Annotated in this window: 9 protein-coding genes; 4 read left to right on the top strand and 5 right to left on the bottom strand. The window is 33.7% G+C overall.

What is annotated here, in order from left to right:
- The first annotated feature begins 34 nt into the window (after positions 1–34).
- The 3 genes from EYY60_RS12785 (at position 35) to EYY60_RS12775 (ending at position 2838) form a co-directional block, all read left to right on the top strand.
- A complete protein-coding gene (locus tag EYY60_RS12785; RefSeq protein ID WP_132989705.1) occupies positions 35–1297 on the top strand; it encodes a sensor histidine kinase in 1263 nt (420 codons plus the stop codon).
- A complete protein-coding gene (locus EYY60_RS12780; protein ID WP_132989704.1) occupies positions 1294–1980 on the top strand; it encodes a response regulator transcription factor in 687 nt (228 codons plus the stop codon). Before EYY60_RS12785 ends, EYY60_RS12780 begins: the two co-directional genes overlap by 4 nt.
- A gap of 93 nt (positions 1981–2073) precedes the next feature.
- Positions 2074–2838, top strand: a complete 765-nt coding sequence (locus tag EYY60_RS12775) for an MBL fold metallo-hydrolase (protein WP_132989703.1) — start codon at positions 2074–2076, stop codon at positions 2836–2838.
- Between the two features lies 1 nt (position 2839).
- Here the strand turns inward: EYY60_RS12775 and EYY60_RS12770 are convergent, their stop codons facing one another.
- Positions 2840–5032 (bottom strand): B12-binding domain-containing radical SAM protein, encoded by a 2193-nt coding sequence (locus EYY60_RS12770; protein ID WP_132989702.1) that lies wholly within the window; start codon positions 5030–5032, stop codon positions 2840–2842.
- 137 nt (positions 5033–5169) lie between these two features.
- Here EYY60_RS12770 and EYY60_RS12765 point away from each other — a divergent pair, with 137 nt between their 5' ends.
- On the top strand, positions 5170–9279 hold the full coding sequence (locus EYY60_RS12765) for a DUF7948 domain-containing protein (RefSeq protein ID WP_132989701.1): 4110 nt from the start codon (positions 5170–5172) through the stop codon (positions 9277–9279).
- A 78-nt stretch (positions 9280–9357) separates the two neighbouring features.
- Here the strand turns inward: EYY60_RS12765 and EYY60_RS12760 are convergent, their stop codons facing one another.
- From EYY60_RS12760 to EYY60_RS12745, 4 genes are all read right to left on the bottom strand, one after another.
- Positions 9358–10722, bottom strand: coding sequence for an alpha/beta hydrolase family protein (locus tag EYY60_RS12760; protein ID WP_132989700.1), 1365 nt, complete (start codon positions 10720–10722; stop codon positions 9358–9360).
- Positions 10723–10742: 20 nt separating this feature from the next.
- Entirely contained in the window at positions 10743–11411 is a 669-nt protein-coding gene (locus EYY60_RS12755) for an SdpI family protein (protein WP_132989699.1), read from the bottom strand.
- Positions 11412–11416: 5 nt separating this feature from the next.
- Entirely contained in the window at positions 11417–11671 is a 255-nt protein-coding gene (locus tag EYY60_RS12750) for an autorepressor SdpR family transcription factor (protein WP_132989698.1), read from the bottom strand.
- A 99-nt stretch (positions 11672–11770) separates the two neighbouring features.
- Positions 11771–13048, bottom strand: a complete 1278-nt coding sequence (locus EYY60_RS12745; protein WP_132989697.1) for an MFS transporter — start codon at positions 13046–13048, stop codon at positions 11771–11773.
- Positions 13049–13132: the final 84 nt, after the last annotated feature.

Raw genomic sequence — 13132 nt, 5'->3', positions numbered from 1 at the left:
TGATTAATATTACACTTTTAAAAAGCCATTTTTCTTGAAAATAAACAGACTTAATAGTATTATCCTCCTCGGATTAATTGCCATTATTAGCATCTTGGTAGCGCAACTGCTTTGGACAAAAGAGGCTTTTACATTGGAACAAAAAAAACTGAGCCAAAAAGCCCATATTGCCTTGCTTGAAGTTTCCCGAAAATTATATGAAGGAACAGATCATGAACATTCTTGCCAAAATCCTGTTCAAAAAATTTCGAACGATTATTATATTGTCAACATAGAGAATGATTTTGAGCCCGATATTTTAGAATTTTATCTAAAATCCGAATTCAAAAAAATGAATATTACGACCGATTTTGAATATGCGATGTACAATTGCCAAAGCGATGAAATGGTTTATGGCGATTATGTTTCTTTAACTCAAAAAGGAAAACAAAACAAAACAGTTTATTTCCCGAAACATAAAAATTTGGTGTATTATTTTGCCGTGCGTTTTCCAAACGAAACCACTTACTTGTTTAGCTCGATGCGTTTTTGGTTTGTCCTTTCGACGGCATTGATTCTGATTTTGCTTATTTATGTGTATTCTATTTTTAAGCTTTTACAGCAAAAAAAATATTCTGAGCTACAACGAGATTTCATCAATAATATGACACATGAATTTAAAACGCCTTTGTCATCCATTTTAATTGCATCGAAATATTTAATTGAGCAAAACCCTATTAAAGAAGATAAAAAACTATATACGTATACCGATATTATTATCAATCAAAGCAATAAATTGAATAACCATATTGAAAAGATTCTGAATATCGCCAAGTCAGATTATGCACCCTTGGAAATAAAAAAAGAAACTGTTTTAATTGTTCCGATTATTGAAGAAACGATTGAAAACATTCAACTAAAATATCCCGAAGCTTCAGTCAAAATCGAAACAACTTCAAAAGATTTCAAAATTGAAACAGATGTTTTCCATTTTCATAATTTAGTTTACAATTTACTGGACAACGCCATAAAATACTGCACAGAAAAACCCGAAATTTTAGTACAGATTACACAGCAAAATCAAACCCTAAAATTGGCTTTTATTGATAACGGAATTGGAATTCCAGTTAAAAACATTTCTTTTATCTTTGATAAGTTTTATCGTGTAAAAAATGAGAAAAGCAATGAAGTAAATGGTTTTGGACTTGGTTTATATTATGTGAAAGAAATCTGCAGTCTTCAAAATTGGAAAATTAAAGCCGAAAACAATCAAGAAAAAGGCATCACTATAACTTTATCAATTCCTTATAAAAAATGAAACAATTCAAAATACTTTATACCGAAGATGATGAAACTTTAGCGTTTTTAACCAAAGATAATTTGGAACAAAACAACTATACTGTTGTGCATTGTTGCGATGGATTATCTGGTTTGGAAAATTTCAAAAAAGAAAAATTTGACATTTGCATTTTTGATATTATGATGCCAAAAATGGACGGTTTCGATTTAGCTACCGAAGTCAGAAAATTAAATTCTGATATTCCGATTATTTTTCTTTCAGCAAAAACATTAAAAGAAGACCGAATAAAAGGTTTGCGTTTGGGCGCCGATGATTATTTGGTAAAACCTTTCAGTATTGAAGAACTGCTTTTGAAAATTGAAATTTTCTTAAAACGTTCGCAGAAAAATGCACCATTAGAAAAATCGGTTTATGAGATTGGGAAGTATAATTTTGATATCAATAATTTTATTCTTTTTAATAAAGATGAAAAAATCAGTCTTACACAGCGTGAAGCCGAACTGCTGAAACTTTTTCTAGACAACAAAAATCTCGTTTTAAAAAGAGAACAAATCTTGACGGCACTTTGGGGAACTGATGATTATTTTATGGGCCGAAGCCTTGATGTTTTTATTTCGCGCCTGCGTAAAATATTGGTAAACGAAAAAGATATTTCTATTGAAAACCTGCACGGAATAGGGTTTCGATTTTCTATTGCGTAGTTTTCAATATTAACAAATTAGCAAAAAATAAAGAAAAATCTGTAAATAGATTTTGAAAAATCTTTGTATTTTTAAGTTCTAATTTTGTCAGATATGAAAATACATCATTTGCGAAATGCGACTTTGGTAATTGAAACCGAAAAACATGTAATTCTTGTTGACCCAATGTTGGGAAAAAGAAAAACAATCCCGCCATTCACCATTTTCCGTTATAAACCCAAAAGAAATCCTCTAGTTGCGTTACCCAAAAACAGCAGAGAAATTTTAAGCAACGTAACGCATTGCTTGATTACGCATTTGCATCCAGATCATATCGACAAAGCGGGCGAAGTTTATTTAAGACGAAAAAGCATTCCAGTTATATGCAGTTCAAAAGATGAAAAAGAACTGACAAAACGAGGCTTAAAAATTGTTCAAACTTTAAATTATTGGGAACCTCAACCTTTTCTTGACGGAAGAATTATCGGTATTCCTGCTCTCCATGGTTACGGATTCATTGCAAAACTTATGGGCAATGTAATGGGGTTTTACATTGAGCTTGCCGATGAAAAATCGGTTTACATAAGTTCTGACACTATTTTTACTGATGATGTCCAAAAAGTCCTTGTAGAACTCAAACCAGATATTGCCACTGTTGCCTGCGGAAGTGCCAGACTTGATTTTGGACAACCATTATTAATGCGAATGAATGACATTTTAAAATTTGCCGCACTTGCATCTGGAAAAGTTTTTGCGAATCATCTAGAAGCTTTAAATCATTGCCCAACAACTCGTGAGGAATTAAAAAGAGCACTTTCGGAAAATGATTTGTTATCTAAAACCGCAATTCCCAGCGATGGAACTTTTGTAGAGTATTGATTTATAAAACCAACAATCCAAATTCTCGCAACGTATTTACAGGTTTTGAATACCAAAACAATTCAAAATCTTCTAAAGAATCCTGATTTTCGAAATCATTTTTTACTTCCTGAAAAGTGTAATTTTTAGGACCCGAAACCGAGATATTTGTCAATATTGAAAGCAACCATTCGCCTTCGTTTTTGCTCGTCTGAATGGTAAAACTTTCTTTTTTATCATGAAAAGTCAGCGACATCATTTCCCAGCTTCTTCCTTTTTTTGATTTTGTGAAGATTTCTGCTGAAGGCTTTCCTCCTAGCCAAACTACTTTTGCATTTGGTTTTGTGTTGAAATCGTTTTGTTCTTCTAAAGCATTAAAAATAAAATCGGGATGGATTTTTGTTTTCGGAATTTTAAAGTCAAACCAATCTTGCAATTCATAATCAAAACAGATTCCGTGCATGAAATTGAAAAGAGATTTTTTTAATCCGAAACTGAATTTATCATGATTGATTCCGGTAGAATCAGTGTATTCAATATCATTGTTAGCAAAAGTTCCAATTGCTTCAGTTTTTTTGGTCACGCCAAATTGCTCCGGATACAATCCAACAGGACTGTGTGCTGTAAGCGCAAACTGATGCCAAAATCCAGATTGCAAAACGCCGGCTTCAAACAATTGGCGTACCATTTCGAGACTGTCAATTGTTTCTTGAATTGTTTGTGTTGGATATCCGTACATTAAATACGCGTGCACCATGATTCCAGCTTCGGTAAAATTTCGCGTAACTTTAGCAACTTGTTCAACCGTCACGCCTTTATCAATCAATTTCAACAAACGGTCAGAAGCAACTTCCAAACCACCCGAAACAGCAATACAACCAGAAGCTTTCAATAATAAACACAAATCTTTTGAAAAGCTTTTTTCAAAACGAATATTCGTCCACCAAGTTACAGCCAGTTTTCGTTTCAATATTTCAAGAGCTACGGCACGCATTAATGCAGGAGGCGCAGCTTCATCAACAAAATGAAATCCGTTTTGACCAGTTTGTTCAATCAATTCTTCCATTCGATCACAAAGCAAACTTGCAGCAACGGGTTCGTACACTTTGATGTAATCCAATGAAATATCACAAAACGTGCATTTCCCCCAATAACAGCCGTGTGCCATCGTGAGTTTATTCCAACGTCCGTCGCTCCACATTCTATGCATTGGATTTACGATTTCGATAACCGAAATATATTTGTCCAATGGCAAATCCGAATAATCTGGAGTTCCAACTTGCGATTGTTTGTAATCGTGTTTTAAAGAATTGTTTTTGTAAACAACCTCTCCGTTTTCTAACAAAAAAGTTCTTTTGAAAGAATCCAAATTTGTATTTTCTAAATGAGAAATTAATTCTTCAATTGGCACTTCGCCATCATCTAAAGTGATGAAATCGAAAAACTCAAAAACACGTTTATCAGAAAGCGAACGCAATTCGGTATTTGGGAAACCGCCACCCATCGAAATTTTGATTTCAGGATGATTTTGTTTGACCCATTGTGCGCATCGAAACGCACTATATAAATTTCCCGGAAAGGGAACTGAAATTAAAAACAAGGTTGGTTTTACCGCTTCAATTTTAGCTTTTAAAAGCGAAATTAAAATCGAATCGATATAAGTTAGATCTTTTTGGAGTTCTAAATACAATTCGTCAAACGAATTGGCGCTTCGACCTAACCGTTCTGCATATCGGCTAAAGCCAAAATTCTCATCGACACATTCCACAATAAAATCCGAAATGTCTTCAAGATACAAAGTCGCCAAATGCTTTGCTTTGTCCTGCGTTCCCATTGTTCCAAAAGCCCAATCGAGCTCTTCTAATTGTGCAAAACGAGAAGCTTCGGGCAAGAAATCTTCTTGACAAATCTGCAATGCCAAAGTTGGATTTTTTCCCTGCAAAAACTGAATTACAGAATCGATTGTTTTTACATATTCATCTTGAAGAGCAAAAATTCTTTTACAGTTGTCAGTTATTGGTTGATGGTTGATGGATTGAAACAAATCCAAAAGTCCTTTTTTCGAAAACAATTCTAAGATTACATCAATACCCAAATCAGCCTGAACTGATTCAATGTTTTTGGTGTTTAAAAAACCTTTTATATACGCCGTCGCTGGATACGGAGTATTCAGTTGCGTAAATGGAGGTGTAATTACAAAAAGTTTCGTTTTCAAAAGGATTTATTTTTTTTGCAAAAATACGGGTTATTGGGGACTTTTTCAGGAAAAGATTTTGGCGGATGCCGTTTTGATTTTTTGATTTGGTTTTGTAGATATTTAATTACATTTGCGACAGTCCTAATCATTTTTAAATGAAACAAAAATTACTTGTAATTTTCTTTTTAGTTTTTACTCAATTATTTTCTCAAACCAAAAATCAATCTATTGGTTTCAAGGAAAATAAAGGTCAGATTGTTGATCAAAAAGGAAAGATGAATACTTCGGTTTTGTATTTACTAAATTCCAACGGATTAAATGTTCAATTGAAGAAAAATGGATTTTCATATGATGTTTATGAGGTAAAAAAAACTGCTGTAGCACAACCTATTGATCCTAGAAATGAACGAGAAAATTCTTCACATTTTCAAAATAACAAAAATGAGCAAGAAACTAATTTTAAACTAGAATACACTTTTCATAGAATTGATATTGACTTTGTAAATTCAAATTCTAAAGTTGAATTAATTGCAGAGCAGAAATCTTCTGATTATGATAATTATTATAATGTTCCAAACAAACCTGAAGGAGTTCTTGGTGTTTATCAATTCAAACAAGTTACTTATAAAAACATTTATCCAAATATTGATGTTGTTTTTACAATTCCAGCTGATCCTCAAAAAACCGTTGAATATAATTTCGTAATTCATCCGAAAGGAAAAATTTCAGACATTCAATTGAAATTTAATGGCGCTGAAACAGATTTGGTTGACAACAAAATCCAAATGAATGTTCGTTTTGGAAAAATGGAAGAAACATTACCAGCCAGTTGGATCGAAGATGGGAGAAACAAAAAGGAAATTGAAATTGGATATACTAAGGTTAAAAAAAATGTTTATGGGTTTAGTTCTTCTAATTCTGTAAATGGAAAAACTGTTGTTATTGATCCGGTGCCAACGAGATTATGGGGAACATATTACGGTGAGGGCGACTCAAATGATTTTGGAGATATCGATACTGACAGTTTTGGAAATGTATATTTTTCAGGTTATACGACAAGTACATCAAAAATTTATGCGACAACTGGCGCGCATCAAACTACAGTTTTCGATTCAGGAACTGTACAATCTGATGCAATAATTGTAAAATTTGATGCTTCTGGAAAAAGAGTATGGGGTACTTTTTATGGTGGCGAAAGCTGGGACAGAGCATCTGGAATTAAAATCGACAAGCAAAATAATGTTATTGTTACTGGTAGCACAGATAGTAAAAAAAATATTTCAACGCCAGGAGCTTATCTTCAAACAGTAAATAGCAGTAGTTCTACAAATGCTTTTCTTGCTAAATTTAGCTCATCTGGAATTAGGTTATGGGCAACATATTTTGGTAATTCTGAATCAGATTATTCAGAAGATGTCGATATTGATAGCAATAATAACATCTACATTATCGGGAGTACAAGCAGCAATATTGGGATATCTATAAATAATAATTTTCAACCTTTCATAAACCATTCCAGTTCTCCATTCTTTACTAATGTACCCGATGGTTTTTTGGCTAAATTCACTTCTAGCGGCAATTTAATTTGGAGTACTTATGTAGGCGGAGAAAGCCTCGATTATTTATATACGATTAAGGTTGCATCTGATTATCTTGTTGTAGGAGGAAAAACATTTAGTTTAAATTACATTTCTACTCCCGGAACTTTTCAGGAAAACCCTTTCCCTCTTGGAACAAGTAATTATGTAGGCGGTACTGTTTACAAATTTACATTAGACGGTGAGCCAATTTGGAGTACCTATTATGGAGCTAGGAATAGAGTAGAATCTATCGAGGTGGATGACGAAAATAACGTATATATTGGCGGAACTGTAAGTAGTAGTGATACTGGCGATAATATTGCCACTCCAGGAAGTTTTGACGATTACAAACAATGGACAGAAGCTGGTTTTTTAGCTAAATTAAATAGTAACGGACAAAGAGTATGGGGAACATATCTAGGAAAATCGTCGATAATATATTCTATTATTTTCAAAAATAATTCATTGTATCTTGGAGGGATGGGTGGAGATAATACAATAACTACTCCATGTGCGTATAAAAGAAAAGGATTTGCAGAAGGTTATATAGGGAAATTCACTAAATCTGGCAGTTTAGTTTTTGGAACTTATGTTAATGGTTTTGATCAATATTCAAAAAACAGAATTTGCTTTCAAAATAATAATATTATAATTGGAGGAACTACAGGTTCAGATGCCGTCTTTTCAGACACTCCTATTGAAGATAACAAAATAACTGATTCGAATTCCTATCAGCAAAATCTAAACGGAAGGAAGAATTTCTATTTAATAAATTTTTCTGAAGAAATTAGTTGCAACATCGATGTTCATCCTACGACAAACTCACCAGTGTGTCTTAACGGAACACTACTTCTTAATGCTGATTCTGGCTATAATTATTCATGGACTGGACCAAATGGTTTTACAAGTAATTTACAGAATCCAATAATTACAAATGTATCAAACTTAAATAGCGGAACTTATAAATTAACAGCGAGCGATAACTGTGGTTGTCAAAAAAATTATGATTTTCAGGTAATTATTGGCGACAAAGAAGCTCCAATTCCTGCTTTAGCAACTCTTCCAACAATAATGGGAGATTGCAATACGATGGTCACAACAATTCCAACAGCTAATGACGCTTGTGCAGGAATAATCAATGCAACAACCACAAGTCCGTTGTCTTATGCTTTGCCAGGAACTTATACAATTGTATGGAATTACAGTGATGGAAACGGAAATTCGTCTACTCAAAACCAAACTGTAACCATTACAAGTCAACCATTGCCAACAGCAAATTCTCCACAAACTTTTTGTGTGCAGCAAAATGCGACTTTAAATGAAATTCAAATAACAGGTCAAAACATAAAATGGTACAGTAACTTAACAAACGGAACACTTGTTTCACCTACAACTGTTGCTCAAGACAAGACAACCTATTATGCTTCACAAACTATAAACGGTTGCGAAAGCAATAGAATTCCGGTTACCATTAATATCCAAGTTACTTCTGCGCCAACAGGAAATGCAAATCAATCTTTTTGCACAGGCCAAAATCCAACAATCGCTAATATTCAAGTTTCTGGAACTACAATAAAATGGTATGATGCACAAACTAATGGTTCTTTATTGTCAGAAACAACAAATCTTGTTAATGGCAAAACTTATTATGCTTCACAAACTGTAAATGGTTGCGAAGGTCCGAGATTTGGAGTTACGATTTCGATTGTAAATACTCCACCTGCTCCTACTGCAAATGCAAATCAGACATTCTGTAAAAGCGAAAATGCAACATTAAACAATATTCAAATTTCTGGACAAAACATAAAATGGTTCGATACTGCAATGTCTGCATCAACTTTGCCAAACACAAGTTTATTGGAAAACAACAGAACGTATTACGCCTCACAAACTATTGGATGCGAAAGTGACAGGATTCCAATTTTAGTTCAGGTTTATGACACTGCAATGCCCACAGGAAATAGCAGTCAGCTTTTTTGTATTGATGAAAATGCTACAATTGCAAATCTTAATATCATTGGAACAAATATCAAATGGTATGATTCTGCAACAAACGGCGCGCTTTTGCCAACAACTGCTTTATTGCAAAATCAAACCTACTACGTTAGCCAAACACTTAATAATTGCGAAAGCCAAAGGTTTGCAATCAGTGTAAAAGTTCAAGACAAGCAAGCTCCAATTGTTGCATCACCGCAAGTATTCTGCATACAGCAAAAGGCTAAAATTAGTGATATTGACGCTACTGGAGAGAATATAAAATGGTTTGAAAGCCTCGTTTCAAATATCAGTTTATCTGAATCAACTTTGCTTGAAAATGGAGCCACATATTATGCTTCAGAAACTATTAATGGATGTGAAAGCAACAGAATTCCAGTAACAATCTCAATCCTTGACGCAACAACAAGCAATTGCATCAATTTTGTAGACGAGCTTCCTTTTCCTAAATTCTTCACACCAAATGGCGACGGCTACAATGACCATTGGGCAATTGACTTTGCCTATTTGGCTCCAAATACCGCAATTAGAATATTTGACCGATACGGGAAATTCATCAAAGAATTAAGCAACGGCGCAGCTTGGGATGGAAATTATCTAGGCCAACAACAACCTGCTTCAGATTATTGGTTTATCGTTACGCGAGCAAATGGAAAAGAATTTAGAGGCCATTTCAGCTTGAAAAGGTAAATTTAATTACAAAGTTCGCATTGATTTAAACAAAAATCTAAATCAATGCGAACTTCAATCCATAAATTCAAAATGTATCTATTTCGTCTGCAACACCATCCAGCTTGAAATCTCTTCTAAAGCCAATGGTGAAAAAGTCTGCTCTATTTTTTCATATTCTTCGGGAGAACCTGTTTTACATTCCTGAAACATATGATTTAAATCAGGAAGTTCTTTTACTGTTACATTTTTGTTTCCTGCTTTTAACAACGTATTTTTAATAGCTGCTAAGTCAAGAGCTGAAGGAACCTGCAAATCTTTACTGCCATTAAGTGCTAAAACTGGACATTTTACTTTTGCTAAATTTACCGCTGGATCCATTTTTAAAAAATAATACATCCAATTATTTGTAATTTGTCGCGTTAATGTTTTTGCAAAATCCTCATTATATTTTGACGTAAAATAAGCCGTGATATTTTTTTTCAAATTTTCATCATTTACGGAAGAGGCAATAATAATATCATAAGCACCTCTAAAAATTTCTTGTGCTTTTTGAATTTCACTTTCTGGAACGCCACTTACTCTTTCAACCGCTTCTTTTTGCAAAAGCAATAATTTCTCACCTCGAATTCCTGGTCCTGCCAGCAAAACAATAAAATCAATTGCAGATGAATTTCTAGCAACAATTGGAGCAATTATTCCCCCCTCACTATGACCAATTAATCCAATTTTCTTTTTATTAATCTCTTTTCTGGTTTGCAAATAATCAACTCCGGCCTGAACATCTCGCGCAAAATCAGCAGTTGTGGCTTTTAAAATATCTCCTGTCGATTGTGCAACACCACGATCATCAAAACGCAATACCGCAAAACCATTTTTGGTCAAAAAATCGGCCAAAACAAGATATGGTTTATGTCCTAGAGTTTCTCCATCTCTATTTTGTCCACCACTTCCTGAAATCAAAATCACAGCCGGAAAATTACCCTCTTTTTTTGGAAGAGACAGCGTTCCAGCCAAAACTACTTTATCTGTTTTATTTTCGAATTTTACATCTTCAGTATAATATGAATACGGTTTTTGAGGTTCTTGTGGTCTCCCGTAAACTTGTTTCTGAAGCAATTCTTTAGACAAATTCAACTCTAAAGATTGTCCGCCTTGCGTAAATTTCCCAAAAATTGTATTGTCCTTATTCAAAATCCCCTCATAAGAAATCAATGCTTTTGGCATTTCTAATTTTAAAACTGAATTTTCAAAACTCGCTTTTTCCATCGGAATTCCCAGAGCTTTCTGATCCGGACTGTCCATTGTTGCACTGTATCCGGTTTCAGTTTTATTGACATGAAACACAACTCTTAATTGCGTTCCGGGCACTTTCAAAAGTCCATTCCATTGTCCTTCTATTTCTTGCCCATTCATTATAAATGAAATTAAAGCTGTAATTATAATAAGTATTGTTTTTATCATTTTTTAGATACTTTAAATAATTAAGAATTATGATTTCCTTCTTTTTTCTCCAATTGCTTGAATTTGAAAAAAGAATACACAACTGGCACTAAAGCCAAAGTAATTCCGATACCAACAAACGCTTTCGCGAAAATAAATCCCGAAAACAGGATGCCTCCAAGAACAATAACCAAACCTCCAAAAAACCAAAGCTTACCAGCAAACGTATGAGTAGCTTTCCAAACTTCCTTGTTTTCCAGAGTCCAAGGTGTTCTGATCCCGATAAAATAGTTAGGCTGAATAACTTTAAAATAATTTCCTAAAACCATTATTAAAAGTCCGACTAATATGTGCATAAAATTTAGACTAGAAGTAGATTGATTTTTTGCAACATAAAGAAGAAATAAAGAAAGTAAAGACATCAACAGTACTAAAAAAAACTTTAATTGATAAAACTTTTTCCCCATTAAAGAAATCCTTTTTTTAGGATCAATTTTTGGCGCCACTGATAGTATAATGTACATTAAAACTGGCAACATAAAAACCAAAAACACTAAAGCAAACTTGCTTCCCCAATTATCAATTTCGCCATTCATATTCCAGTGAATTGGTACTTTTTCCGGAAGACTGTTCCAAATAAATGCCAAATACGCAAACGGAATAAGAACAATTCCAATAATTGGAAGCTCTTTTTTAAATTCTAAATTCATTTTTATTATTTCTTAAAGGTTAGTATCCACTGCAAAACATCTTCCATTATGGTGGTATTGATGGAATAAATAATGAATTGCCCGTTTTTCTCTGATGTAATTAAATCGGCTCGTTTTAAAATATCTAAATGATGAGAAATACTAGGTTTCGAAATATTAAAAGCATCGGCAATTTCTCCCGCTGTCAAATCTTTCTCTTTCAACAGTTCCAGAATTTCTCTTCGGGTTGCATCATTTAATGCTTTAAAAATCTCGTTCATTATTTATATATTTAGACAAATATCTAAATACTTTTTTAATTAGCAAAAAAAAAGCAGCAATTTTCTTATTGCCGCTTTTTTATATAATTGAAAATTAAACTAAAACTTATGCTCGTCCTTACTAATCACTAATAAAGAAATCAATGAAATAAAAGCGGCAATCATTAAATATATGCCAACATAACTTACGCTGTAAGTTTTAGCCAGCCAAATAGCAATCATTGGCGCAAAAGCCGCGCCTAGAATTCCTGCCAAATTAAAAGTCAAAGAAGCACCAGAATAACGAACATTCGTTGGAAACAACTCGGACAAAAAGGTTCCTAACGGGCCATAAGTAAATCCCATTAAAGCCATTCCGATACAAGCAAATGTGGTCACTAACGTAATATTTCCTGTACTTAAAAAGAACGAAAAGAAAGATCCAAAAACTGCAATTGCCGCTGTAGCCAAAATAAGCATTTTACGGCGCCCAATTTTATCAGCCACTACAGCCGAAACCGGAATAAAAAGCGCAAAAAACAATACTGAGAATAATTGTATCAATAATCCATCTCTTTTAACGATTCCCAAATCTGATGTTGCCCAACTTAGCGTAAAAACGGTCATTAAATAAAAAACCAAAAAAGTAGTAATTGCTGCGAAAGTACCGAAAACCAATTGGTTTTTATATGATTTAACCAACTCAAAAAAAGGCACTTTAACCTCTTCTTGTTCTTTCTTAGCAGTTTCAAAAGAAGGTGTTTCCGTAATTTTTGTTCGGATATAAAAACCTACAACCACTAAAAGCGCGCTGGCAATAAACGGAATTCTCCAACCATAATTCATAAAATCCTCATTACTCATAGAATCTGTCAGCAATAAAAAGGTTCCACCAGAAAGCAACAAACCAATTGGCGCGCCTAATTGCGGAAACATTCCGTACCAAGCTCGTTTATGTGGTGGCGCATTTTCAATCGCAAGCAAAACAGCTCCGCCCCATTCTCCACCTAAACCAACTCCTTGGCCAAATCGGCAAAGCATTAATAATAAAGGCGCTACAACCCCAATACTAGCATAACTCGGTAAAAATCCAATTGCAACGGTCGAAATTCCCATCGTCAGTAAAGCTGCAACCAAGGTAAATTTACGGCCAATTTTATCTCCATAATGTCCAAAAAAAGCTGAACCCAACGGACGCGATAAAAAAGCAATCGAAAAAGTAGCTAATGATTCTAGGGTTGCCATAGTTGAATCGGCACTTGGAAAAAATAATTGAGGAAAAACCAATACTGCAGCATTGGCATAAATATAGAAATCAAAAAATTCAATTGTGGTGCCTATGAGGCTTCCAAAAAGAACGTGTTTTAATGAGTTCTTTTGATTTGGGTTATTTTTCATGTAAAATAGATATAACTTTTTTTTGATTACAAAAATATAGTTTCATTATTAATAATTCATATTTAACAGAAATAGTTTTAAAAC

Source organism: Flavobacterium zhairuonense, from assembly GCF_004352915.1.
GTDB lineage: Bacteria > Bacteroidota > Bacteroidia > Flavobacteriales > Flavobacteriaceae > Flavobacterium > Flavobacterium zhairuonense.
This window is presented reverse-complemented; position numbering and strand designations above follow the sequence as displayed.

Coding starts and splice junctions, on each gene's coding strand:
- EYY60_RS12760 (WP_132989700.1), bottom strand. CDS start 10,722: ATGATAAAAACAATACTTATTATAATTACAGCTTTAATTTCATTTATA.
- EYY60_RS12780 (WP_132989704.1), top strand. CDS start 1,294: ATGAAACAATTCAAAATACTTTATACCGAAGATGATGAAACTTTAGCG.
- EYY60_RS12775 (WP_132989703.1), top strand. CDS start 2,074: ATGAAAATACATCATTTGCGAAATGCGACTTTGGTAATTGAAACCGAA.
- EYY60_RS12755 (WP_132989699.1), bottom strand. CDS start 11,411: ATGAATTTAGAATTTAAAAAAGAGCTTCCAATTATTGGAATTGTTCTT.
- EYY60_RS12765 (WP_132989701.1), top strand. CDS start 5,170: ATGAAACAAAAATTACTTGTAATTTTCTTTTTAGTTTTTACTCAATTA.
- EYY60_RS12750 (WP_132989698.1), bottom strand. CDS start 11,671: ATGAACGAGATTTTTAAAGCATTAAATGATGCAACCCGAAGAGAAATT.
- EYY60_RS12745 (WP_132989697.1), bottom strand. CDS start 13,048: ATGAAAAATAACCCAAATCAAAAGAACTCATTAAAACACGTTCTTTTT.